This window comes from Micromonospora sp. MGP-C2 (assembly GCF_057766525.1).
The window spans coordinates 1,434,900-1,458,921 of record NZ_JBYMEN010000002.1; the positions used below are offsets into that span (position 1 = coordinate 1,434,900).

19 protein-coding genes are annotated in these 24,022 nt (G+C 69.9%); 7 read left to right on the top strand and 12 right to left on the bottom strand.

Annotated elements, in window-relative coordinates; translation table 11 throughout:
- Window positions 1-20: 20 nt before the first annotated feature.
- Window positions 21-401 carry an effector-associated constant component EACC1 gene (locus AC3CF1_RS06260; protein ID WP_488449793.1) on the bottom strand — a complete coding sequence of 127 codons (381 nt, stop codon included), beginning with the start codon at window positions 399-401 and terminating at the stop codon, window positions 21-23.
- Window positions 402-567: 166 nt separating this feature from the next.
- Here AC3CF1_RS06260 and AC3CF1_RS06265 point away from each other — a divergent pair, with 166 nt between their 5' ends.
- Window positions 568-3,369: a M14 family zinc carboxypeptidase gene (locus tag AC3CF1_RS06265; protein ID WP_488449794.1), complete on the top strand. Its 2,802-nt coding sequence runs from the start codon at window positions 568-570 to the stop codon at window positions 3,367-3,369.
- A gap of 73 nt (window positions 3,370-3,442) precedes the next feature.
- Here AC3CF1_RS06265 and AC3CF1_RS06270 read toward each other — a convergent pair whose 3' ends face one another.
- The 3 genes from AC3CF1_RS06270 to AC3CF1_RS06280 form a co-directional block, all read right to left on the bottom strand.
- The gene (locus tag AC3CF1_RS06270) at window positions 3,443-3,868 is read right to left on the bottom strand and encodes a hypothetical protein (protein ID WP_354980803.1); all 426 of its coding nucleotides are present in this window, start codon (window positions 3,866-3,868) and stop codon (window positions 3,443-3,445) included.
- 60 nt (window positions 3,869-3,928) lie between these two features.
- Window positions 3,929-6,094, bottom strand: coding sequence for a hypothetical protein (locus AC3CF1_RS06275; RefSeq protein ID WP_488449795.1), 2,166 nt, complete (start codon window positions 6,092-6,094; stop codon window positions 3,929-3,931).
- A 290-nt stretch (window positions 6,095-6,384) separates the two neighbouring features.
- Window positions 6,385-8,451, bottom strand: a complete 2,067-nt coding sequence (locus AC3CF1_RS06280) for a cellulose binding domain-containing protein (RefSeq protein WP_488449796.1) — start codon at window positions 8,449-8,451, stop codon at window positions 6,385-6,387.
- 370 nt (window positions 8,452-8,821) lie between these two features.
- Between AC3CF1_RS06280 and AC3CF1_RS06285 the strand changes: the two genes are divergently transcribed.
- Window positions 8,822-10,156, top strand: a complete 1,335-nt coding sequence (locus AC3CF1_RS06285) for an extracellular catalytic domain type 1 short-chain-length polyhydroxyalkanoate depolymerase (RefSeq protein ID WP_488449797.1) — start codon at window positions 8,822-8,824, stop codon at window positions 10,154-10,156.
- Window positions 10,157-10,164: 8 nt separating this feature from the next.
- On the opposite strand, the gene AC3CF1_RS06290 is transcribed toward AC3CF1_RS06285, so the two are convergent.
- From AC3CF1_RS06290 to AC3CF1_RS06310, 5 genes are all read right to left on the bottom strand, one after another.
- Window positions 10,165-10,578 (bottom strand): hypothetical protein, encoded by a 414-nt coding sequence (locus AC3CF1_RS06290; protein WP_354980807.1) that lies wholly within the window; start codon window positions 10,576-10,578, stop codon window positions 10,165-10,167.
- A 347-nt stretch (window positions 10,579-10,925) separates the two neighbouring features.
- Window positions 10,926-11,969 carry a LacI family DNA-binding transcriptional regulator gene (locus AC3CF1_RS06295; RefSeq protein ID WP_355161234.1) on the bottom strand — a complete coding sequence of 348 codons (1,044 nt, stop codon included), beginning with the start codon at window positions 11,967-11,969 and terminating at the stop codon, window positions 10,926-10,928.
- Window positions 11,970-12,022: 53 nt separating this feature from the next.
- The gene (locus AC3CF1_RS06300) at window positions 12,023-12,859 is read right to left on the bottom strand and encodes a carbohydrate ABC transporter permease (RefSeq protein ID WP_088948779.1); all 837 of its coding nucleotides are present in this window, start codon (window positions 12,857-12,859) and stop codon (window positions 12,023-12,025) included.
- Window positions 12,856-13,854: a carbohydrate ABC transporter permease gene (locus AC3CF1_RS06305; RefSeq protein WP_088948780.1), complete on the bottom strand. Its 999-nt coding sequence runs from the start codon at window positions 13,852-13,854 to the stop codon at window positions 12,856-12,858. The genes AC3CF1_RS06300 and AC3CF1_RS06305 overlap by 4 nt, the downstream gene beginning before the upstream one ends.
- Window positions 13,851-15,341 (bottom strand): ABC transporter substrate-binding protein, encoded by a 1,491-nt coding sequence (locus AC3CF1_RS06310; RefSeq protein ID WP_488449798.1) that lies wholly within the window; start codon window positions 15,339-15,341, stop codon window positions 13,851-13,853. The genes AC3CF1_RS06305 and AC3CF1_RS06310 overlap by 4 nt, the downstream gene beginning before the upstream one ends.
- Window positions 15,342-15,456: 115 nt before the next feature.
- Here AC3CF1_RS06310 and AC3CF1_RS06315 point away from each other — a divergent pair, with 115 nt between their 5' ends.
- Complete coding sequence (locus AC3CF1_RS06315; protein WP_330466571.1) at window positions 15,457-17,082, top strand: glycoside hydrolase family 43 protein; 1,626 nt, start codon at window positions 15,457-15,459, stop codon at window positions 17,080-17,082.
- Here AC3CF1_RS06315 and AC3CF1_RS06320 read toward each other — a convergent pair.
- A complete protein-coding gene (locus AC3CF1_RS06320) occupies window positions 17,067-17,378 on the bottom strand; it encodes a hypothetical protein (RefSeq protein ID WP_488449799.1) in 312 nt (103 codons plus the stop codon). The genes AC3CF1_RS06315 and AC3CF1_RS06320 overlap by 16 nt on opposite strands.
- Window positions 17,379-17,534: 156 nt before the next feature.
- On the opposite strand from AC3CF1_RS06320, the gene AC3CF1_RS06325 reads away from it, so the two are divergent.
- From AC3CF1_RS06325 to AC3CF1_RS06340, 4 genes are all read left to right on the top strand, one after another.
- A complete protein-coding gene (locus AC3CF1_RS06325; RefSeq protein ID WP_488449800.1) occupies window positions 17,535-18,737 on the top strand; it encodes a chitosanase in 1,203 nt (400 codons plus the stop codon).
- Window positions 18,738-18,908: 171 nt separating this feature from the next.
- Entirely contained in the window at window positions 18,909-19,301 is a 393-nt protein-coding gene (locus tag AC3CF1_RS06330) for a MerR family transcriptional regulator (protein WP_357999087.1), read from the top strand.
- Entirely contained in the window at window positions 19,271-19,618 is a 348-nt protein-coding gene (gene trxA / locus AC3CF1_RS06335; RefSeq protein ID WP_488449801.1) for a thioredoxin, read from the top strand. The genes AC3CF1_RS06330 and trxA overlap by 31 nt, the downstream gene beginning before the upstream one ends.
- A gap of 478 nt (window positions 19,619-20,096) precedes the next feature.
- The gene (locus AC3CF1_RS06340; RefSeq protein WP_488449802.1) at window positions 20,097-21,347 is read left to right on the top strand and encodes an HNH endonuclease signature motif containing protein; all 1,251 of its coding nucleotides are present in this window, start codon (window positions 20,097-20,099) and stop codon (window positions 21,345-21,347) included.
- A 159-nt stretch (window positions 21,348-21,506) separates the two neighbouring features.
- Here AC3CF1_RS06340 and AC3CF1_RS06345 read toward each other — a convergent pair whose 3' ends face one another.
- Both AC3CF1_RS06345 and AC3CF1_RS06350 read right to left on the bottom strand, forming a co-directional pair.
- Window positions 21,507-22,775, bottom strand: coding sequence for an MFS transporter (locus AC3CF1_RS06345; RefSeq protein ID WP_354980809.1), 1,269 nt, complete (start codon window positions 22,773-22,775; stop codon window positions 21,507-21,509).
- Window positions 22,776-22,835: 60 nt separating this feature from the next.
- Window positions 22,836-23,702, bottom strand: coding sequence for an oxidoreductase (locus tag AC3CF1_RS06350; protein WP_488449803.1), 867 nt, complete (start codon window positions 23,700-23,702; stop codon window positions 22,836-22,838).
- Window positions 23,703-24,022: the final 320 nt, after the last annotated feature.

Genomic DNA, 24,022 nt, shown 5'->3' on the forward strand with positions numbered 1-24,022 from the left:
CCGCGACGCGCCGCCCGTGATCACCTGGTCGCGGGCGGCGCGCCCTGTCCGGGGGAAACCGCGCGCACGGCGGCCTCGATGAGCGCCGTGACCTCGTCCATGTCCCGAGCCCGGCGCACGTCCAGCTCGACCGACCAGCCGTCCGGACGGCTGAGCTGGACCGTCACGTCGTCCCGGCGATGGGTCAGCCAACCTGCGATGGCCTGCACCAGCACCATGACGGTGCCAGCGTCGTCGGCCACCACCCGCAGCACCTCGGTGTCGCCCGCCGACGAGGTTGTGGTCACCCCGTCGCGCAGCCGGTCCTCCGCGCGCAACCAGGACGTCAGCGAACGCCGAGCATCGGCGGACGGAAGATCCGGGAAGACCGAGAGCGTGATCATCTCCAGAGACGCCGGCACTGTCTCCTCCTTCCGGGCGAGGTGGACCCCACCCCGCCATCCTGCCAGCCGGCCCCGGCTCGGGCATCCCGTGCAGTCACCGAAGTCGATCGAAGCTTGACCTGCGCATCGACGGTTCATAGGCTCCGGCCACTGCGAGGCTTTCCCCAGGAAGGGAACCCGAGACATGGCCCCATCGTCGCGTCCGTTCTGGACGGTCCCTCCGAAGCGGCTGGCGGGTGCCGCCACGATCGCGCTCCTGCTCGGCATGGCTCCCCTGCTCAGCGGCACGGCGACCGCGAGCCCCACCCGACCCTCCCCCTGCAGCAACGACCCGAACTCCCGGCTGAGCACCGTGCCCGCCCCGGAGACCGTGCTCGGCTTCCCCCTCGGCGCGGGCCAGGAGCGGGTCGTCACCAACGACGAGGTGCGGACGTACCTCGGGGCTGTGGACAGCGCGTCCAACCGGGTCGTCACCGGAGTGATGGCCACCAGCGTGCTCGGCCAGCCGCTGCCGTACGCGGTGGTGTCCAACGAACGCCACGTGCGGCCGTCCGCCCTGCGGAAGATCGCCGACGACGTACGGGACCTGCGCGACCCGCGCCGGACCAGCGCGCGGACGGCCGACCGGACGGCGAAGGACAGCCCGGCCATCGTCTGGGTCACCGCGAACGTGCACGGCGGTGAGAAGAGCGGCACCGACGCGGCGCTCAAGACGCTGTACGAGTTGGCGGCGGGCCTGTCCTGCGAGGTCGCCCGGCGAAACGACAACCTGGTCACCATCATCGTTCCGACCCAGAACCCGGACGGCCGCGACGCGACGCGTCGGCAGAACGAGTTCGGCTTCGACATGAACCGGGACTGGTTCGCCCGCACCCAGCAGGAGACCGACGGCAAGCTCGAACTGCTGCGCCGCTACCCGCCGCAGGTGTTCATCGACGCGCACGAGATGGGTGGCCGGCAGTACTTCTTCCCGCCGAACGCCGACCCGATCCACCACGAGATCGCCGGCGAGGCGGTGGACTGGATCAACCGGATCGGCGAGGCCAACAAGGCCGGCTTCGGCTTCAACGGGGCCTGCGACGACACCGTCACCACCGAGTGCTACTTCAACTACGACACGTACGACATGTTCTTCATGGGCTACGGCGACACGGTGCCCACCACCGGTTTCGGCGCGGCTGGCATGACGTACGAGAAGGGCAGCGCGTCGGCGGTGGCCGACCGGGTCCAGCAGCAGTTCCACACCCAGTGGTCGACGCTGGGCTGGGCCGCCGCGAACAAGCGCGAGGTGCTCAGCGGCTACTTCGACATCTGGACCGACGCGCTCGCCCAGGGCAGGGCGGGCACCCTGGAACCGAACGAGGTGGTGCAGCCCACCAACGAGGTCCAGTTCCCCGTGCCGGACATCAAGATCCGCTCGTACTTCCTGCTGCCGGACCGGCAGCTCGCCGACGTCCGGCAGCTCGTCGAGCGGCTGCGGCGGATGGACGTCGAGGTGTACGAGGTGCAGAAGCCGACCCGGGTGCCCACCGCGCGGGTCTTCGGCGGACGGACCGCCACGAACGTGACAGTGCCCAGGGGCGCGTACTGGATCCCGATGGACCAGCCGCAGAAGCACTGGATCCAGGCCATCATGGGCGAGGACCCGTACGTTCCGTTCCCCTACTTCTACGACGTGTCGTCCTGGAGCAACCCACTGCTGATGGGCGTCTCCACCATCTACACCGGCGACAACGTCCGACCGAAGGCGGAGCTGGTCCGGGGGATCTCCGGCGGCCGGGGCACGCTCGCGTGGCCGTGGGGTTCGTACACGTACCCGCTCGACTCGGCCGCCGCTGCGGAGTTCACCTTCCGCCTGCTCGGTCGCGGCGTTCCGCTGGTCCGTGACCTGAAGACCAGCCGCGTCGCCATCCCGGCGACCAAGCTGAGCCGCACCGTGGACGAGCTGGCCGAGTCGTTCGGGGTGACCCTCACCCCGGGCGGGCGGCCCACCGGCACCAGCCTGGCCCTGCCCGACGTCGGGCTCTTCCAGGGCACCGGCATCTCCACCACCTCGGGTTCGCACGGCGAGGCCCGGTACGTGCTCGGCAAGCGGTGGGGGCTCGACCTCACGCCGGTCACCACTGCCGACATCAACGACAACACCGAGGCGTTCACCGGGCGTACCGTGCTGCTGGTCCCCGACGGCAGCAGCGCGACCGGAGGTCTGACCGCCGCCGGGCAGGCCAACCTGCGCGACTGGATCGCCCAGGGCCACACCTACCTCGGGCTGCGCAACGAGGGCACACGGGTGGCCCGCGCGGCCGGGCTCACCTCCACCACCGAGAAGACCAAGCCGGCCGACTACCTGGTGATCGGCTCGCACCTGCGGGTCGACGTCGACACCGACAGCCCGGTCGCGCTGGGACGCCCGGCAGAGGACTTCGAGTTCAACAACAGCGACCCGATCCTCAACCCGAGCACCACCGGGACGAACGTGCTCAGCTACCCGACGGGTGACACGTTCTGGGCCAACGGCTACACCGTCGGCGAGGACGCCCTGAAGGGCACGGCGGCAGTGGTCGACGAGCCGACCGGTGCCGGCCGGGCGGTGCTGTTCGCGTTCAATCCGCTCTTCCGGGCGTACAACGAGAATGGCCTGCACCTGGTCGCCAACGCGCTGCTCTACCCGGCGGGCGCCTCGGACGCCCGGCGTTCCGCCGGGGTCGACCCGGCGCGCGCCAGCGCCGCCGCCGCGCCGGTCACGCCGGACCTGGGCGGCGGTTGGCGGCCGATCACCATCCAGGTGGCGGCGGCGGACCTGCCGCGCGCTGAGGCGATCGTCGAACGCTTCACCACGGACGCCAAGGCGTCCGCGAAGGACGGCTCGGCGTACGTCGTGAACCCCAACCCGCAGGGCCTCCAGGTCGACGAGCACCCGTTCGCGAGTGATCTGGTACGCGCGCTACGCGATGCCAAGGTGCCTCTGCGGTCGGTGGTCGGCTGACCAACCCGGCACGACAGAGCGCCCGTCCCCGACACGGAGACGGGCGCTCTGTCGTGCGCGCTGTTGCTGGGAACTATGCGCCGAGTCGGCGGAAGACCTCACCACACACGTCGACGCAGTGCGCCAGCACGGCGTCGGCCGTCCGCACCCCGGCCGTGGTGAACAGGAAGACCTCGCGGTCGACGCGTTCGACCGACTCGGTCCACGGGGCGGCCGTCATCGCCTGCTCGAAGAGGTCGTTGCCGGGGCGGGACAGGCCGAAGACGGCCAGCTTCCCGTCGTCGAAGCTGAGCGTCCACTCCCGGCCGTCCTTCGTGGAGACGGCCAGATAGCCCGGCAGGTCCTCCAGTGCCGGGTCCTGTGGCAGGCGCGCGGCGGCCTCAGCCACCGCGGATGACCCGGCCAGCGCGTCACCGTCGAAGACGTCCCAGCCGTCGACGCGCTGCGGCTCGACACCGTCGACCGCATAGCCAGGGCGGGACCGTTGCCACCAACTCATGGTTCTCACTATCAGGTAAGGGGGGCCCGGTGTCGCCACCAGGCCCCCACACGGACGGGATCAGGGCCAGAACGAGCCGTTCGAGGGATAGATCTTGTACGGGATGCGCTTGGTGCGCAGGCAGTCGAGGAGATCCTGCGGGATGTCCAGCGAGCCGTTGGCGTGCGGCAGGAAGTGCCACATCACCTCGGCCACCTGCGCCGTGTCGCGCAGGTGCCGGTCCTGTTCGCACTGCTTGAGGTAGTGGCCGGGGTAGGGCTTACCGGTCTTCACCTCGTGCAGCTTGCGCGGCGGGCCGGTCTCCAGGAAGTCCGGCTCCCGTGCCGACCCCGGCCTGGGTACGCCCGGGGTTTCGATCCGCCCCGCGTGGTTGCGCAAGCCCGGCACCCCCGCCATCACGACGTCGGCGAAGTAGTCCTCACCGGCGTCCGCGCCCCGCAGCCACGGCGTCGGCGACGGCGGCGGCGTCACCGCGCTGGTCAACGCGTCCGCCAGCCGTCCGAGGCTGTTGTCGGCCCGGCGGGCCATCCGCAGGATGATGTCGTCGGCGAAGCCCGCGTCGGTGAGCCGGCCGTAGTTGCCGAGCAGGATGGCGCGGATGGTCAGCGTCTTGACGCTGTCGGAGATCTTGTCGTACTTGGCGACGAAGTGGATCACCTTGTCGAGCCGATGCAGGTACCGCGCGACGAACTTCGCGGCCTTGCCCGGGATCGCCACCGCGTCACCGGCGTACGGGACCAGACCCAGGATGCTCAACCCGGCGCCGACCCAGTCCTGGTGGATGATTCCGGCGACGGTGTCGCGCAGGTCCGCCAGGCCGCCGAGCACCCAACCGACCACCGGAATCAGGCTCAGCCCGCCGGAGCACAGGTAGCCCGACAGCCACGCCATCGAGTCCCTCGGTGAAAAGTCCCCGGCGATCAGGCCGACCACGAAATCGGTGACGTACGTCCACTTGCTGACCCGCTCGTCTGGGATCAGCGGATCCAGGCCCTGGTCCTCGGTGTGCGCGAGTTCGTAACCGTCGGCGAGGCCGTCCCCGTCGCTGTCGGAGTTGAGCGGGTTCGTCAGATGTTCGTTGATCTCCGCCCCGTCGCTCAGACCGTCGCCGTCGCTGTCCGGGTTCGCGGGGTTGGTCTCGCTGTCGTCGGTCTCCGTGGTGTCGGCGATGCCGTCACCGTCGGTGTCGGTGTCGGTCGGCGTGGTCTGCACCGGGCCGGCCGGCCCGCTGACTGGCGGCGGCGGGTTGTCCGCCACCAGCGGGTTGCGGCCCTGGGCCACCTCGGCCCCGTCGCCGAGGCCGTCGCCGTCGGAGTCCGCCTCGGTCGGCGAAGTGCCCAGCTCCTGCTCGCGCAGGTTGGACAGCCCGTCGCCGTCGACGTCCTCGGCGCCGTCGTTCGTCCCGTCACCGTCGGTGTCGGACCGGCCCGGCATGGTCCAGCCGGCGAGCTTGGTGATCTCGAACTTGTCGGTCAGGCCGTCGCCGTCGGAGTCGACCAGCAGCGGGCTGGACCCGAAGCGCAGCTCGACCACGTCGACCACGCCGTCGGAGTCGTGGTCGCCGCCGTAGGTGATGCCGAGGCGGGTCAGCACCTTGAAGCCGTTGGCCCAGGCGTCCGCCGACTGGATCGTCGCCGGCACCGGATTGGCCTTGACCAGCATGTCGTCGGCCTTGGCCAGGTTCACCTTCGCCGCAGCCAGATCCGCGAACGCTTCGGTCAGCCCCACCGGAGCGGGCGCGGGTGGTGGGCTGGCCCGGAACGGGCCGATGGTCGCCTCGGCGTCCTGGATCGCCGCGTCCGCCAGGAGGCGGGCCCCCGACAGGGTCTCCACCAGCGCGACCACATGGGCCTGCTCGGCCTCGCCGTTGGGCGGGCTGGCGCCGGTGAGCCGGCTCTTGAGGAACGCCTCCAGGTGCTTGAGGTTGTCGAACGCCGCCGCGCCGTCGCCGGCGCTCTTGAGCCGGGCGCCGTCGAAGTACCGGCTGCCGACGTCCGCCAGCACCGGGTCGATCCGGCTGTCGCCCAGCCCGTCCCCCACGTACGGCCGCAGGGCCTGAGTCGACTCGGTGATGTAGACCTGAGCGTCGCTGGTGTACTCGGCGGTGGGGATCTTGGCGACCTCCACCTCCCAGAGGTGTCTACCTTCCGCCGACGCGGGCGTGGCGACCAGCGCCACCGGCACGGCGACCAGTGCCGCGACCACCGCGGCAAGACTCGAACGCAATCGTCTGCTGTGTCCCACTGACACCTCCGCCTATGTGTAACGACAAGGGATCAGGGGAAGGATATTCAAGAATGTGATTCCTCTTGGCCCCGCCAGAATTAGCCCCCAAATGGCCAATTATCAATATGTGGGTAACAGAAACCCGGGTGGCGGTCGGGGTGCCACGATGCCGCCACGACCGGCGTCGCCCCGGACTGGCGCGGCCCCCTGCCCGCCGGCACCGTCGCCGGGGTCGAGGCCGGGATCCGGCCGGCCCGACGAACGGGCCGGCCGGCCACCCGACGGCGGCGTCAGCCTGTCGCGCAGACGGTGCCGTTGAGGGTGAACGCCGTGGGCAGCACGTTCGGCCCGCTGTACGCGCCGACGAAGCCGGCGCTGACGCTGCCGCCGGCGGCGATCTGCCGGTTGTCGTCGGTGGGCGTGACGCGCACGGCGGTGCCGACCTGCTCCCAGGTGGCGCTCCAGCCGCTGCTCACCTGCTGCCAGCCGGTGGGCCAGGTCCAGGTGAGCGTCCACCCGTAGATCGGACTGGTCCCGTTGTTGACGATCTCGACGCCGCCGATGTAGCCGTTGCCCCAGTCGCTGTTCGTGGTGAACCGGACGGTGCACGCGCTGGCGGCGGGGCCGCCGGTGGCGAAGGTGAGCGGCGGTGAGGACCAGGACACCCTGCCGGCGGTGTCCCGGGCCACCACGTTGACGGTGTACCTGCTGCCCGGCACGAGGTTGCCGACGGTGAACGAGGTGGCCGCCGTCTCGCCGAGCTGCTCGCTGAGCCCGCCGTTCTGCCGGTACACCTCGTACTTGGCGATCGGGCTACCGCCCGGGGTCGCCGCCGGCCAGGAGATCGTCGCGGCCCGGTCGGTGACGCCGCTGACGGTGGGTTGGCCCGGTGCCGAGGGCCGTCCGGCGGTCGCGCCGGCCGGTCGCAGCACGAGCGTGGTCAACGAGTACGCCGGCAGCGTCCGGCTGGTGGCGGAGCCGGACTGGCCGGTGGCGATGCCGGCGGCGCCGTTGGCGAGGGTGGACACCGTCGGCGCGGCGGTCGACGGGGTGAACCCGGCATAGTCGATGGTGACCGGGTGGGCGTTGTCCGGGTCCTTGTTGACCAGCAACACCGCGAGGTCACCGTTGCGCCGGCGGACCGCGTGCGCGCTGACCAGCGGCTCGTCGCTGCCGGCCCGCACGAACTGGTCACCGGCCTTGGCGAAGAGCTTCATCATGCTCAACCCGTGGTACGGCGCGAACGGTGTGTTCAGCGGTGGTTCGCAGACCGAGCCGTCCTCGGTGCAGGCGCCACTGGAGAGCATGCCGAAGTCGCCGTAGTCGGTCTGCCCGGCGACGTCCGTGACGGTGCCGATGCCGTTGTGCACGTTCCACCAGTGGACGGTGAAGATGCCGTTCTCCAGCAGCTCGCTGTAGGCGTCGGCCAGGAAGAGCGCGGCCGGTTGGGTGGTCCGGCCGGCATCGACGTTCAACTCGGTGAAGCTGATGCCGATGCGGTCGGCGTTCGGGCCGGCGTAACGGCTGAGTTGCTGCCGCAGCAGGTAGGTCGCATCGGAGATGTGGCTGGTGCGGGCCAGCGAGTCGGCGGCGCTGCCGCCCGGGTACCAGTGCACGTCCACGAAATCGATCTTCGGGCCGGCGATGGAGAGGACGGTCTGGTTCCACGGGCCCGGGTCGCTGCCGGCGGTGATTCCGTCCGGCCAGTTGCCCGGCATGGTGAGCACCGCGCCGACCTTGATGCTCGGGTCGACCGCCTTCATGGCGTCGGCATACTCGACGACCAGCCGCGCGTACTGTGTCGCGCTCTTGTCCGGGTGGTCGTCCGCCTCCCAGGCGGACCCGTAGTGGCCGTTGCCGTAGTTCTCGTTGCCCACCGTCCAGTACCGCGCGCCGTACCCCTTGGTCACGTTGGCGTAGCGCACCCAGTCGGCAGCCTCAGCGGGGGTGCCGGTGCCGTAGTTCGCGATGATCATCGGCTGTGCGCCGACCCGCTTCACGGCCGCCATGAACGTGTCGAAGTCGGTGTTCGGCGCGACGTAGCCGCCGGGCGCGGTGTGGTCCTTCCAGTGGTAGATGTCGGCGTACGAGCCGCCGGGGTAACGCATCATCTGCACGCCGGCGTCGCGGAGCAGGTCCGACGTCTCGGGGGTGCCGAGGTTCTGGTCCCAGATGGCGTGGTTGACGCCCAGCGCGGTGTCGGGCACGGTCGCCATCCCCGCCCGGGCGTCGACGGTGACGGCGACGGCGGCCGGGTCGGGTGCGGCGCTGGCGTTGGGTGGGTTGACGCCGGAAAGCGCGGTCGCGGCGAGCAGCAGGCTCGCCAGCAGCGTCGCGCGGCTTCTCGGGAGGTTCATGGGCGGATTTCCTTCGCGGTGAACGACGGTGAGTCGCCCAGCCGGACGGATGTGACGCGGTGGCGGGGCGGACTCGTGGACGGACAGGCCCCGGTGTCCCATCGCTCGTGCCCCGTCCCCCGGAATCCCTGGTCGGATCCCGGCTGCCCAGTGGACGGGCGTCGGCCCCCGCAGGCGCGGCAGGCAATCGACGGCCAAGAATGTCACGGTCGGATCGAAGATCTCAAGGGGGCCCAACCGGAGCGGCACCGACGCAGACGCGGTGGACCCGGCGAAGACGTCATACGTTACATCTTGACGACCGGCATGTTATCGCTCACAGTCGATGCGAGGCGAGCAGCGTCCGTGCTCACGACCAGAGGAACCGCCGATGAGATCAAGGATCGCCCTCCTGGCCGCCGCGCTGGCCACGGCCCTGGCGACGATGACGGCCGTGGTCACTGTCGCCACCCCGGCGTCGGCCGCGACGCTCACCCAGGTGACCAACTTCGGCACCAACCCCACGAACCTCCAGATGCACCTGTACGTGCCGGACCGGGTCGCGGCCCAGCCGGCCCTGCTCCTCGCGCTGCACTACTGCACCGGCAGCGGCCCGGCGGTGCACAGCGGGTTCGGGCTCAGCACCCTGGCCGACCGCTACGGCTTCATCGTGATCTACCCGTCGGTGACCCGGAGCAGCAAGTGCTGGGACGTCTCCTCACCGCAGGCCCTCCGGCGTGACGGCGGCAGCGACCCCATCGGCCTCAAGTCCATGGTCGACCACGTCCGGAGTCGCTACCCGGTCGACGCGAACCGGATCGCCGTGGGCGGGTTCTCCTCCGGTGCCATGATGACCAACGTCATGCTCGGCCTCTACCCGGAGGTGTTCAACGCCGGATTCAGCTCCTCCGGTGTCCCGTTCGGATGCTTCGCCACCACCAACGGCGCGGAGTGGAACAGCGAGTGCTCCGGCGGGCGGATCGTCCGGACCCCGCAGCAGTGGGGTGACCTGGTCCGCAACGCGTACCCGGGATACACCGGCAAGCGTCCCCGGGTGCAGATCTGGCACGGCACCACGGACACCACGCTGAGCTACGTCAACTTCGGCGAACAGATCAAGCAGTGGACCAACGTCCAGGGCGTCTCGCAGACCCCCAGCTACACCGACTCCCCGCAGACCAGCGCCACCCGCACCCGCTACGGCGGCACCGGCGGCACGGCACCCGTCGAGGCGATCAGCTTCCAGGGGTACGGCCACTCCATCCCGTTCGACGCCGCCCAGGCCGTCCGCTTCCTCGGCCTCGACACCACGAGCCCCACCACCCCGCCGCCGGGCGGCACGGCCGGACCGCTGCGCAACGTCAACGCCGGCCGCTGCCTGGACGTCCCGTCCCGGTCGCAGACGAACGGCACCCAGGTGGCGTTGTGGGACTGCAACGGCGGCACCAACCAGCAGTGGACGCCGACCGCCACCAGGCAATTCCAGGTGTACGGCACGAAGTGCCTGGACGCCGAGGGCGCGGGCACCACGGCGGGCACCCGGGTGATCATCTGGGACTGCAACGGCGGCACCAACCAGCAATGGAACCTCGGAACCGACGGCACGGTCACCGGGGTGCAGTCCGGCCTGTGCCTCGCACCGAACGTCGCCGCGACCGCCAACGGCACCCAGGTGGTCCTGTCGACCTGCAACGGCGGCACCAGCCAGCGGTGGGGCCGAAGCTGAGGGGGGTCTCAGCCGTCGAGACGCAGCAGGTGACGACCCGGGAACGGGCCGCCGTGCTCCTGCTCCCCGGTCGCCAGGTGCCGCTTCCTGTCCTGCACGGACGGGGCCAGGAAGTCGAAGTAGGTGAGGATGACCTCTCGCGCCTCGTCGACCGTGTACGTCGTACCCGACGGGACAGGCCCGAGGCTGTCCACCGTGACACCGGTCGGCGTGCAGCGCACGACGGCGGAGTTGCCCTCGTACTCCTCGTGCGCGGAACGCCCGGACACCACGTCGTCGATGCACTGCAACAACTCCAGGCAGTCCGGGGCGTAGCTCTGGATGTCGCTGGTGAGTTGGGAGGCGAGGTCGCGGAAGCGCCGGTCACCGCTCGTCATGGTCGGCGCGCCGTACTGGTTACGACCGAACTCAACGTGCCCCATCGTCAGCTTCCCCCCACCGGCCAGGCCGACTGTCGCCGGCATCGTCTGACGTCCCGCAGCCTCCCCGTCCTGGCCCACGAAACCCTAGCAACGAAAGCCAAACCCGAAGGGCCGTGCCGGTCAGCCCCGGGCCCGACGTCGTGAGCACGGCCCGAATACTCTCTCGGCTTGCGGGGACGGTCCGGCGCGCTCAGACGGTGGTACGGGAATCGCGGGCGACTCGCTCGTCGTACCTTCGTGGCGGTGGTGGTCGGCGCGGTGCCGCTGACCGGCGGCACGGTGGCCAGCGTGGTGTGGATCCGCGACGCGGCCCGACGGCCACATCTACAGCGAGGCGCTGAACGGTGTCACGACCGGGGCCGCCCCGACGACGGCCCTCGCGGCGGTGCGGCACTGTCGCGCACGATGAGTTCGGTGGCCAGCTCGACCCGGGGGCTTTCGGTCTTCTCGCCGCCCGCGAGGCGCAGCACCGTCCGCGCGGCCAGCATGCCCATCTCGGCGAGGGGTTGACGGACGGTGGTCAGCGGCGGTGAACACCAGCGGACCTCCGGCAGGTCGTCGAAACCGACCACGCTGACGTCGTCGGGCACCCGCAGGCCGCGCTTGCGGACCGCCTCGTAGACGCCGAGGGCCATCTGGTCGCTGGAGGCGAAGATGGCGGTGGGCGGATCGGGCAGGGCCAGCAACTGTGTGCCCGCGCTGAACCCGGCCTCGTGATAGAAGTTGCCGGGTCGGATGAGGGCGTCGTCGATGGGGATGTCGGCGGCGCCGAGGGCGGCCCGGTAGCCGTCCATCCGGGCCCGGCTGCACATCAGGTGCGGTGGGCCGGCGATGAAGCCGATGCGGCGGTGGCCGAGGTTGATCAGGTACTGGTTGGCGCTCAGGGCGCCCGCCCAGTTGGTGGCGCCGATGGTGGGTGACTCCTGAGGGTCCACACCGGCGGGGTCGATGATGACCACCGGCAGGTGCAGGCGGCGCAGCTCGGCCTGCAACGGCGGGTTGACCATCGAGGTCACGAAGATGATGCCCTCGGTGGAACGCGTGCGCATGTTGTCGAGCCACTGCTTGGCCGAGGAGATGCGCCAGTGGATGGCCGACACGACGGTGCCGACGCCGCTGGTCTGACCGACGTCCTCCACCCCGCGGATGATCTCGACGGCCCACGGGCTGTCCAGGTCGTTGAAGACCAGGTCGATGAGGGCGGCGTCGGTGCGCCGGGCCGGTGACCGGCGGCGGTAGCCGTGCCGGTTGAGCAGCGCCTCGACGCGCTCCCGGGTGTCGGGGGCGACGTCGGAGCGACCGTTGATGACGCGGGAGACCGTGGGCACGGAGACACCGGCCAACCTCGCGATCATGGCGATGGTGACGTTTCGGCCGTTCTCCGTACCCACGGTCCCCCCTTCGTCGTGCTGGAAGCGTCAGGTCTGCTCGCGGTGACGCGATGTCATCCCTTGACGCTGCCGGTCAGGCCGCCGATCAGTTGACGCTCGGCCACGGCGTAGAAGCCCAGGGCAGGCAGCATGGACAGCACGACGTACGCGAGCACCCGCGCGGTGTCGTCGGCGTACTGGCCCTGGAAGGCCTGCACCCCGACGGGGAGGGTCCACCAGCTCTGGTCGCTGAAGACGACCAGCGGGAGCATGAAGTTGTTCCAGCTGGTCACGATGGCCAGCACCGACACGGTGGCCAGGGCCGGACGGGCCATCGGCAGCAGGACCCGCCAGAAGAACCCGAACGAGCCGCAGCCGTCGAGGACGGCTGCCTCCTCGACCTCGGCCGGGATGGTGCGGAAGAACTGCCGCAGGATGATGATGGTGATCGGCAGCCCGAAGGCGGCCTGGGGCAGGATGACACCCAGCGGGTTGTCCAGCAGGTTCATGCCCCGCAGCAGGACGAACAGCGGCAGGATGGCCACCGCGAACGGGAACATCAGGCCGATCGCGAACAGCGTCACCAGGAACTCGCGGCCCCGGAAGGCGTAGCGAGCGAAGACGAACGCGGCCATCGCCGCCGCGCCGACGACGATGACGGTGCTGCTCACGGCGATGAGCAGACTGTTGCCGAGCTGCCGCCAGAACACGCCGTTGCTCAGGATGTCGATGTAGTTCGGCACCCAGGGGTCGGGCCAGCCCAGCGGGTTGGTGGACAGCTGGCCGTTGTCCTTGAAGCCGCCGAGCACACCGAACCACACCGGCACGACGATGAGCGCGCCGACGGCGATGCAGACGAGGTGCAGCACGACGCTGCGGGTCCGCTGGGCACGGCTCGCCGTGGCGGTCATCGCTGGCCTCCCTGGTTGGTGATCGCGCCCGCGGTGTCACGACGCAGCACGATGCGTTGGTAGAACAGGGCGAAGACGAGGCTCAGCAGGAACATGACGATGCTGATGGCGCTCGCGTAGCCGACCTCGAAGCGGCGGAAGCCGAACTGGTACATCGTGACGGCCAGCGTTTCCGAGGAGTGGATCGGACCACCGCCGGTGAGCACCCAGACCATGTCGAACAGCTGGATGGTGCCGATGACGGACAGGAACACGCTGATCCGGATCGTCGGGCCGAGCAGGGGCAGGGTGACGTGCCGGAACGCCTGCCAGGCGGTGGCGCCGTCGGTGACCGCGGCCTCGGACAGCTCCTTGGGGATTCCCTGCCGGGCGGCCAGGAAGAGCATCATGTAGAGGCCGAAGTACTTCCAGGACACCACCAGGAAGACGGCGAACAGCACGGTGTCCGGGTCGGCGAAGACCGCGCCCGCGTCGGCGCCCAGCCACCGGGAGACACCCTCGCCCAAACCTCGGTTCGGTGAGAACACCAGGGTGAACAGGACAGCCGTGGTGACCTCGGAGAGCACGTACGGGGCGAAGAAGATCAGCCGGTAGATGGCCCGGCCGCGAATCGGCTGGTTGAGGAGCATGGCCAGGGCCAGCGCCACCGGCAGCTGCACGACCAGGGACAGCACCACCAGCACCAGGCCGCGCCGCAGGTCGCCGCGGAAGGTCGGGTCGCCGAAGGCGCGGGTGTAGTTGTCCAGCCCGATGAAGTTCTCCGGCAGCCCGAAGCCGTTCCACTTGTAGAGGCTGGCGTAGCCGGCCACCACGATGGGGGTGAGGACAAGTAGCAGGAACAGCGCCAGGGCAGGCGCCAGGAACACTGCGAGGACGCCACCCCGGCCCGGCCGGGGCTGGCGGCCGCGCTGTCGCGCGGTGCCCGGCCCCGGTGCCGGCGGATCGGTCGCCGTGTCGCCGCGCCTCGTGTCCGACACGGTCGATGGCCTGGTCATGCCTGCTCCACTCGGGTTCTACGGCCGGCTACGGATGGGTGATGGATCACGGTCAGACGGTCTTTGCCACCTGCGTGATGTCCTTGAGAATCGCCGCCGGCGACTTCTTGCCGGCGATGATCTCGGCGACGCTGTCGTTGATCTGCTGCCCGAGCGCGGGCGCGTACGCCTGGTCGAGGTAGAGCTGGAAGCCGGTGTTCTTGGCCAGGGTCTCCGCGACGACCTTGTTGTTGGCGTCGCTGATCGCCGAGGTGGCGTCCTTCACCGTGGGCAGCACCGCGCCGGTCTGCGCGGACCGCTTCTGGTTGTCGGCGCTGAGCAGGAACTTCAGGAAGTCGATGGTGGCGGCCGGCGCGTCCTTGCCGACGGCGAAACCGTTCCCGCCACCGAAGACCTCGGTCGCGGAGCCCTTGCCGCCGTCCACGGCCGGGAACGGGAAGAAGCCGAAGCTTGTCGCCGAGGCCCTTCTTGCTGGTGGAGCTGGACGCCTGCACCGCAGGTGCCCACTGCCCCATCAGCTCCATGGCCGCGCCGCCGTTGCCCATCGTGGCGGCCTGCCCGTCGGGCGAGCCGAACTCGGCGCCCAGGAACCCCTTCTGGAACGGCTGCAGGTCGACGAGCTCCTTGAGCCGCTCGCCGGCGGCGGCGAGGTCAGGGGTGTCGAAGTTCTTGTCGTCGACGGCCTTCTGCAACGCGCCCACGCCGCCGATGCGCATGGCGAGGTAGGACCAGTAGAAGTGGGCCGGCCACTTGTCCTTGCCGGCCAGGGCGACCGGGGTGATGCCGGCGGTCTTGAGCTTGCGGACCGCGTCGAGCAGGGCAGCCCAGGTGGCGGGAGCCTCGGTGATGCCGGCACGGGTGAAGAGGTCCTTGTTGTACCAGAACCCGACCATGCCGATGTCGAACGGGATGCCGTAGACCTTGCCGTCGATCGTGTAGGGCTGCATGGCGGCGGGCAGGATGCCGCCGACCAGATCCTTCACGTCGTCGGTGAGGTCCTTGACCAGACCCGCGTCCACCTGCTGCTTGAGCACGCCGCCACCCCAGGACTGGAACAGGTCCGGCGGGTCGCCGGCCTGGGTGGCGGTGGTGAGCTTGGCCTTGAAGGCTTCGTTCTCCAGCGGCTGGATCGTCAACGTGACGTTGCTGTGCGCGGTCTTGTACTCGTTGGCCATCGCGGCCCAGACCGGCAGCATCGGGTCGGTGTTCTGGATGTGCCACCAGTTGATGGTCTGCGGGGCGTTCGGGTCGCTGGATTTCTCGTCGCCGCTACAGGCGCTCAGCAGGTAGGCGCCGGCGCCGGCACCGGCGAGGCCGAGCAGCGTTCGGCGGGAAAGGTGTGTGGTCATGATCCATCCCTTCGGGGACTCACGGGGTGCTCGGACGCCGGCCGAGCCGGCGGGGTGGAACCTATGGATCTCCGGAACTTTCAAAGCTTCGCCGGTATTACCGGTCGATGGCGGGCACGCTACGAGCTGTTTCCGCAACGGTCAAGACCTCTGTCCTATTGCGAAAAGACCGGCTAGCGTAGTCACGACTTCCAGTGATCCGGGACCGCAAGTTTCCGGAAGTTCCAGACAGCCCCCGTCCAGAGGAGCCATCGTGTCGACCGACATCGCTAACGTGGCGACCGCTACCCGGTCGATCCGCAATCCCGTCCTCGCCGGGTTCCACCCGGACCCGTCGATCCTGCGCGTCGGGGACGACTACTACCTGGCCACCTCGACGTTCGAGTGGTATCCGGGCGTGCGTGTGCACCATTCGCGTGATCTCGTGAACTGGCGCACCCTGGGCGGGGTCATCACCGACCGCCGCCTACTCGACCTGCGAGGCTGCGGTGACTCCAACGGGGTGTGGGCACCCGACCTGACGTACCACGACGGCCAGTTCCACCTCGTCTACAGCGACGTCGCCAGCTTTGCCAGCGGCTACTGGGACCCGCAGAACTTCCTGGTCACCGCCGAGGACATCACCGGCCCCTGGTCGGATCCGGTGAAACTGCACGGACGCGGTTTCGACGCCGCGCTGTTCCACGACGACGACGGCACCAGTTGGCTGCTGAGCATGAGCGCGGACTGGCGACCCGGTCGGGACCGCTTCGGCGGCATCGAGATCCAGCAGTACGACAGGGCCGCGCGCAGTCTGGTCGGCCGGCCGCGCATCCTGTTCACCGGCACCCCGGTCGGGGTCACCGAGGGCCCGCACATCTACCGGCACGACGGCTGGTACTGGCTGATCACCGCCGAGGGCGGCACCAGCTGGGAGCACCAGGTCACCGTGGCGCGGTCCCGGGAGCTGTTCGGGCCGTACGAGGTGGACCCGGACGGTCCGCTGCTCACCTCCGTCGGCCGCCCCGAACTGCGGTTGCAGAAGGCGGGTCACGGCAGCCTGGTCCGTACGCAGGACGGCGAGTGGTACCTCGCCCACCTGGTGGGCCGCCCCTACTCCCCGCTGGGCAGTTGTGTGCTCGGCCGGGAGACCGCGATCCAGCGGGTCGAGTGGCCGGCTGACGGCTGGCCGCAGATCGCCGGAGGGGTGCCGGCAGACGAGGTCGTCGCACCAGACCTGCCCGCGCACCCGTGGCCGGCGGAGCCCGACACCGACCACTTCGACGCCCCCGAGCTGGGTCTGTGCTGGTCGACGCTGCGCCGGCCGGCCACCGCGGACTGGGTCGACCTGCACAGCCGCCCGTCACACCTTCGCATCCACGGCGGGCAGTCACCGGTCGGTCGACAGGCCCCCAGCCTGGTCGGGCGACGCGTCGGCGCGATGCACTGCTCCCTGGAGACCGTGCTGGAGTTCGACCCGGTCGACCACCGCCAGCTCGCCGGGATCACCGCCTACTACAACACCCTCAACTGGCACCACCTCTACCTGACCCGCGCCGACGACGGGCGGACGGTGCTGGAGCTGCTCAGTTCCGACAACGGGCGGCGCACCCCGCATCCCGAGCTTACCGTCGACGCCAGCGGCGTGGACCGGGTCGGCCTGCGGGCCGTGTTCGACGGGCCGGTGGTGCGTTTCGACTACGACCTCGGCGCCGGTTGGCAGCGGCTACCGGTCGACCTGGACGCGACGATCCTGTCCGACGAGCACGCCGCGCTGATCATCGACGGTGAGCCGGCGGCGTGGGGTTTCACCGGGGCGTTCCTGGGCCTGTGGGTGCAGGACCTCGGCGGCGACGGTGCGTACGCCGACTTCGATCTGGCTACCTACCGCGAAGAGTGAGCACGCGGACGGCACCCGGTGGGTGCCGTCCGCGTCCCGGCCCCGACTGCCGATCCGTTCGCCGCGCGCAGCACCTCGTCCACCCGGAACCCGGTCGCCTCGACCTCACCCCGTACCACCAGGTCCGCGGCCTCACTGAGCTGCCGCACCGTGCCGTACCCGCGCAGCTTGCCCTTGACCGCCGGCAGCGCGGCGCCGGTCGGCGTGGCCTCGGTCGGCGCGGCGGCACTGCTGACGACATCCAACTGGGCGGGCCGGGCATCGAGCTCTCGGGTGCCTGTGAACGAGATGAACATGCGTCGTCACGGCCTGCGGTCATCGATTGACGACGTACGGACGTACTGATATCTGTTAATACAGTTTCCTGATGCTCGCGGTGCCCGCCGGGGCCGAACCGCCGCGCCGGGCCACCGACCGGCCGGCGGCACGCCGCCCCTTCCCCGAGGAACACCATGGTTCACAAGAGAACAGCCGCCTACGTCGTGGGCGCCCTGCTGATGGGCGTCGCCGCGATCGGTTACGGTCTGCCGTCGGCCAGCGCCGCGACCGCCGGCCCGATCACCGGCCTCGGCGGGAAGTGCGTCGACGTGGCCGCCGCCAACTCGGCCAACGGCACGGCGGTCCAGCTCTACGACTGCAACGGCAGCGCGGCCCAGACGTGGACCGTCGGCAACACCGACAACTCGATCCGGGCACTCGGCAAGTGTCTCGACGTGACCGCCGCGTCGACCGCCAACGGCGCCAAGATCCAGTTGTACGACTGCAACGGCACCGGCGCGCAGAAGTGGACCGCCAGCAACGGCACACTCGTCAACACCGGCTCCGGCAAGTGCCTCGACGTCACCGACCGGAGCACCGCGAACGGCGCCCGGTTGCAGATCTGGACCTGCGGCGGCACCACCAACCAGCAGTGGATCCTGCCCGGCGGCGGCACCCCAACGCCCACCACCCCGACCGGGACCAACCTCGACGACCCGGGGAAGAAGGACGTCGCCATGCAGCTCGTCTCGGCTGCGGAAAACTCCTCGCTCGACTGGCGCGCGCAGTTCTCCTACATCGAGGACATCGGCGACGGGCGCGGCTACACCGCCGGCATCATCGGCTTCTGCTCCGGCACCGGCGACATGCTCGAACTGGTCGAGGCGTACACGCGCACCAAGCCGGGCAACGTGCTGGCCGGCTACCTCCCGGCGCTGCGCGCCGTCAACGGCACCCCCTCGCACTCGGGCCTGGACCCCAACTTCCCCCGCGACTGGCGGACCGCGGCCAACGACTCGGTGTTCCGGGCCGCACAGGAGGCCGAGCGGGACCGGGTCTACTTCAACCCATCGCTACGCGACGGCAAGAACGACCAGGTCCGGGCGCTCGGTCAGTTCGTTTACTACGACGCGGCGGTCATGCACGGGTACGAGGGGATGCGCCAGATCCGAAACCGCGCCCTCGCTCGGGCGAAGCCCCCGGCGCAGGGCGGCGACGAGCGGACCTGGCTCAACGCCTTCCTCGACGAGCGGGTCATCGAGATGAAGAAGGAAGCGGCCCACTCGGACACGTCCCGGGTCGACACGGCCCAGCGGGTGTTCCTCAACAACGGCAACTTCAACCTGAACACGCCGTTGGTGTTCGCCGTCTACGGCGACCAGTTCCGCATCGGCTAGCGCACAGAGACTCAGGGCGCCGCATCGCGGCGCCCTGAGTCATGCGTGGGCCTAGGCCTGGGTTCGGGGCTGGGCCTGGGCTCGGGGCTGGGCCTGGGTTCGGGAGCAGCCTTGCCTTGACGCTGACGACAAGGTTTAGCCTGGTCGCGACAGGCTGGTCGAGGAGGTCTGATGCTGATCGGCGAGCTGGCGGAACGGGCCGGCACGAGCACCCGAACCCTGCGCTACTACGAAGCCCACGGGCTGGTACACCCGCAGCGCTCAGCGAACGGCTACCGCGTCTACGACGAGGCGGAGCTGCGGGTCGTCCGGGAGATCCGGGCGCTGCTCGACGTCGGCTTCGGCCTCGACGACGTCCGACCGTTCGTCGCCTGCCTGCGAGCGGGCAACGCGTCCGGTGACGTCTGTCCGGATTCCGTGCTGGTGCTGCGACGCAAGCTCGCCGAGGTCGACGACTACCTCGATCGGCTCGGAGCGGTCCGTCAGCAGTTGCACACCCAGCTCACCCACGCCATCGAGCACCGGGAGAAAACATGCCCCAGGAAACGAGCGTCAGCTCCCTGATCACCGTCACCGACGACACGTTCGCCGAGCTGGTGCTGGCCAGCGACCGGCCCGTCGTGGTCGACTTCTGGGCGGAGTGGTGCCCGCCGTGCAAGATGATCGAGAAGAGCCTCGTCGAGCTGGCACAGGAGTTCGGCGACCGGATGGTCATCGCCAAGCTCAACTCCGACGAAAACCCGCAGGCCACACGGCGCTACGCAGTCATGTCCCTGCCGACACTGCTGGTGTTCCGTGGGGGCGAGGTCGTCGGCTCGATCGTCGGGTCCAGGCCGAAACTCCACCTGCGGCAGAGCTTGACCATGCACGCCGGCCTGTGACCGTCACCGCTGGCCAAGTGCCGCCTCCCGCCTCCTGCTGTTGAGCGTGGCGACGGTGGTCCGCGTCTGGCGGCACCGGTCCTCGCCGGGCGGGTGATGGAGGCGAGCTGGAACGATGAAGCAAACCAACTCCTCGCTCCGCTTCTGCACATCACTCCCCTGCCGGTGGTCACCATGCCGTGCACACCGTTCCACCCCAGCGAGAAAATCCCACTCATTGGCGCCTACGCCCAGCAACGGCCCGCAACATGGATTGACGACCTTCACTCGTCCGAAGCCCACGTCTGGGCCGCGAGGCGTTCCAGCCCCACTTTGCTGATCACCACCGACCCGGCGATCGGCCTCACCCTCGATTCCATCGACCGCGTCATCGCTTGGGCCACGCCCTTCGGCGGCCCTCAGGAACCTCTCGGCTCCGCCTCATAGCGATCGATCATTGCCACTGAAATTTGTCGTACACCTGTTCTAGTGTGTGGTCATGGTCGAGGAGTTGGCGCAGGCAGACGACGCGGTCGCTGCCTGCGTTGACGACGCCGCCTGGGCTCTCACCGAGCACGAGCTGGTCGTGGCGCTCGATGCCGCGCACCGCCTGGAGCAGCGTCTCGCCGCCGTGAAGCTGGCGTTGGTGCGCGAGGTGGACGGTCGGGGCACTGCGGTCGCGCAGGGCGCGTCCAGCACCGCGGTCTGGTTGCGCGAGCGACTGCGGTTGACCGTTCCCGCGGCCCGTCGGTTGGTCGATCTCGCGGCGTGCGTCGACGCGGCCCCGACGGCCGTGCGGGGCGCGCTGGCGGCCGGCGCGGTCAGCGTGGAGCAGGTGCGGGTCATCGCCGACACCGTGAGCACTGTGCAGACGGTCGCTGGGCCGGAGGTGGCCGACAAGGCCGTCGGTGTGCTGGTCGACTGGGCCGGGCAGTTCGACCCCACCCTGCTGCGCAAGCTCAGCACCCGCATCCTCGACCACGTCGCCCCCGACATCGCCGACGCCGCCGCCCGCGCCGCACTCGACGCCGACGCCCGCCGAACGAGCCGCGATCGCCACGTCACGATGTCGACGCTGACCGACGGCCGACTCCGACTCACCGGCATCCTCGACAGCGAAACCGCCGGCCTGCTGCGCGCCGCGATCGATCCACTGACCGCCCCGTCCGGCCCCGACGACCAGCGCTGCGCCGGGCAGCGCCGCCATGACGCCCTCGCTGACCTCTGCCGGCTCAGCCTGCGCACCGGGGAGCTACCCGAACACGGCGGCGACCCCGCCCAGATCGTCGTCACCACCAACTACGACACGCTGACCCGGCAACTGGGCGACGGCACCCTCGACACCGGCCTGCACCTCACCCCGGAAACAGTGCGCCGACTCGCCTGCGACGCCGCGATCCTCCCGGCCGTCCTCAACAGCACCGGCCAACCACTCGACCTCGGCCGACAACGCCGCCTCATCACCGGCCCACTACGCCGCGCCCTCGTGCTCCGCGACCGCGGCTGCGCCTTCCCCGGCTGCGACCGACCACCCCGCTGGTGCGACGCCCACCACATCCACCACTGGGCCGACGGCGGCCCCACCAACCTCACCAACGCCGTCCTACTCTGCGGCCACCACCACCGCCACCTCCACCACAACGACTGGACAGTCCGACTCGGCGACGACAACCACCCCGAATTCATACCGCCCGCCTGGCTCGACCCCGACCAACTCCCCCGCCGCAACCACTACCACCGGCGGACATAGACACCACCAGCAGAGAGCAATCACTCCTGTCCGGGTGACGAGGCATGCCCTCGGGACGACTCCACGAGTGGTCGGTCGCGCCGATGCCCAACATCGGGCCCTTCTGCGCCGCCGTCGACGGTCGCCACCCGCGCTGCTGCCGTCCACGATCGCTGGTCTCTAGACGGCCTCCGCTGAGTGCGGACGCGTTCGCTCGCCCCACCGGACGACCGCCGGGGCGGCGAGCCCGACCGCGACGAAGATGCCACCCATCAGCAGCCATCCGGGGGCACCCCAGGCGATGCAGAGCAGGCCCAGTAGGGAGGGTGCGGCGACGTTGGCCAGGCCCGTGCCGAGCCCGGAGATTCCCGTGTACTGCCCCTGCGCGTGCGCAGGTGCGAACCGGAACTGCAACTCGAGTGAGCCCGCCGCGTGCCACAGCTCGCCGACGGTGTGCGCAGCGACCCCCAGCGTCATCACCGTAACGGCGAGCCAGCCGGGCATCGCCGCCGTGGCGGCGATCAGGGACATTCCGATCAGGAACGCCACCCCGGAGCGGCGCATGGCCCGACCGGCCGCTGGACTGGTGTCGATCCCCCGGCTCGCTCTGACCTGGAGTGACGCCACGAGGGCGGTGTTGACCAGCACGGCCACTCCGACGAACCAGCGCGGCGCGTGGGTCTGCGAGACGATCCACACCGGCAGCGCGAAGACCAGCACCTGGCCCTGAATTCCCAGGATGGCGTCCAGCGCGGTGACTGCCAGATAGGGCTTGTCCTTCAGTGCGATCCAGCGCCCGGTCATCTGGGGCACTGGAATGGGCGGCAACGAGGGCAGCCGAGTGATGATCGCGGCGCACGCCAGGAAACTGATGGCGTTGCCGACGACCAGGGCCAGGTAGGCCGCACGGGTGTCCAGTTGCACCGCGGCGCCGGCTGCGAGGGCGCCACAACATCCGGCGAGGTTGGCGACCGAACGCAGATAGGCCCGGTACCGGGCCAGGTGCGTGCCGCCGAAGCCCCGCACCAGCGGACCGCGAGACGCCCCGCCGGCTGAGTGGGCGAGTTGGGTCAGGCAGACCAGGACGACGAACAGCCAGAACGTGTGCACGAAGGCCAGGGCGGCCATGGTGGCGGCACGGATGACCAGAGTCAGCAGATAGATCTCGCGCGGCCCCCGCCGATCGGCGAGATGCCCCACCGGAATCCCGGCGAGCATCCCGACGAACGCTGCGATGCCCATACCCAGAGCGACCTGTGCAAGGGGAAGCCCGACGGATCGGGTGAAGAAGAGCACGGCGCTGGCCATGAAGATGCCACTTCCGAGCATGTTGACGAAGGTCGCGAAGGCCAGGACACGCCGAGGGCCATGATCGGGGATGAGTCCTCGGGCGACGAGCCATGAGCTGTCGGGCGGCGGAATGGGAATGGGCGTTGTCGCTGCCTGCACAGGGACGGACCTTCCGTCGGAGGTCGTGGGCTCGCGGCAGGGCCGCATCCTGCCGGGCCGCTACTCGAGGCTGGCCAAATCGTCCGGCGACAGGACCAGCGCCCCGGCGGCCAGGTTCTCGACCAGGTGGTCGGGGTTGCCGGTACCGGGGATGGCCAGCAGGTGCGGGCCGCGGCTGAGGGTCCACGCGATACGCACCTGTGCCGGCGTCGCGCCGTGCGTACGCGCGACGGCCTGAACTGCCGCGTTGGCGGCCACGCCGCCGGCCTCACGTCCGTCGCCAGCGATCGCGAAGAACGGCACGAACGCGACACCCTGGTCGCCGCAGGTACGCACGAACTGGTCGTGCATGCGTCGGGTGTCGACACCGTACGTGTTCTGCACGCAGACCACCGGGGCGATCGCCTGCGCCTGCGCGAGGTGCTGCGGGCGAATGTTGGACAGGCCGAGATGCCGGATGAGACCGGCCTCGCGCAGTTCGGCCAGCGCGCCGAAGTGCTCCGCCACCGAGTCCAGTCCGTGCTGGCGCAGGTTCACGACATCCAGATGGTCGCGGCCGAGTTGGCGCAGGTTCTCCTCGACCTGCCCGCGCAGCTGGTCCGGCCGGGCCAACGGCAGCCATTCCCCCGAGGGGTCGCGGCCCGGCCCGACCTTGGTGGTGATGACCAGGTCATCGGCGTACGGTGACAGCGCACTATTGATCAACTCGTTGGCCGACCGCAGCGGCGAGAAGTAGAACGCCGCCGTGTCGATGTGGTTCACGCCGAGCTCGACCGCCCGGCGCAGCACTCCGATGGCCCGCGCGCGGTCGCTCGCCGCGCTGCCGGTGCCCGTCAGTCGCATCGCGCCGAATCCGATCCGGTTGACGGTCAGGTCGCCGAGGGTCCAGGTGCCAGCGGAACTCGCACTGATCATGTTCGTGGGCATTGGGCGAACTTAGCCACCGCCGCTGACCTGCGCAGTCGGTCGTCTGCCCGATACCGATCGCGCAGAATCGTTGTTAAGTTATCTATCGTGGGAAGCGCTCCGAAGGCAGCGCAGTGACAGCCCGCATTTCCCCTCGGTCCTGGTGCCCTACCGTCCACGTCTGACGGATCCGCCTCCGAAGGCACGGTCGCCGTCGCTCAGCGCGGTCCCGATCAGCACAGTCGCGGCCTCGCCCTCCTGCCCACGGTCGTTCAGCGCTCGGGCCGGGGTCTTGTGGCAGCGGGCGTGCGATATCTTTCGCGCGAAATCGAGACGGGGAC

Coding starts and splice junctions, on each gene's coding strand:
- AC3CF1_RS06265 (WP_488449794.1), top strand. CDS start 568: ATGGCCCCATCGTCGCGTCCGTTCTGGACGGTCCCTCCGAAGCGGCTG.
- AC3CF1_RS06320 (WP_488449799.1), bottom strand. CDS start 17,378: ATGTTCATCTCGTTCACAGGCACCCGAGAGCTCGATGCCCGGCCCGCC.
- AC3CF1_RS06340 (WP_488449802.1), top strand. CDS start 20,097: ATGGTCGAGGAGTTGGCGCAGGCAGACGACGCGGTCGCTGCCTGCGTT.
- AC3CF1_RS06325 (WP_488449800.1), top strand. CDS start 17,535: ATGGTTCACAAGAGAACAGCCGCCTACGTCGTGGGCGCCCTGCTGATG.
- AC3CF1_RS06350 (WP_488449803.1), bottom strand. CDS start 23,702: ATGCCCACGAACATGATCAGTGCGAGTTCCGCTGGCACCTGGACCCTC.
- AC3CF1_RS06305 (WP_088948780.1), bottom strand. CDS start 13,854: ATGACCAGGCCATCGACCGTGTCGGACACGAGGCGCGGCGACACGGCG.
- trxA (WP_488449801.1), top strand. CDS start 19,271: ATGCCCCAGGAAACGAGCGTCAGCTCCCTGATCACCGTCACCGACGAC.
- AC3CF1_RS06285 (WP_488449797.1), top strand. CDS start 8,822: ATGAGATCAAGGATCGCCCTCCTGGCCGCCGCGCTGGCCACGGCCCTG.
- AC3CF1_RS06290 (WP_354980807.1), bottom strand. CDS start 10,578: ATGGGGCACGTTGAGTTCGGTCGTAACCAGTACGGCGCGCCGACCATG.
- AC3CF1_RS06280 (WP_488449796.1), bottom strand. CDS start 8,451: ATGAACCTCCCGAGAAGCCGCGCGACGCTGCTGGCGAGCCTGCTGCTC.
- AC3CF1_RS06330 (WP_357999087.1), top strand. CDS start 18,909: ATGCTGATCGGCGAGCTGGCGGAACGGGCCGGCACGAGCACCCGAACC.
- AC3CF1_RS06300 (WP_088948779.1), bottom strand. CDS start 12,859: ATGACCGCCACGGCGAGCCGTGCCCAGCGGACCCGCAGCGTCGTGCTG.
- AC3CF1_RS06270 (WP_354980803.1), bottom strand. CDS start 3,868: ATGAGTTGGTGGCAACGGTCCCGCCCTGGCTATGCGGTCGACGGTGTC.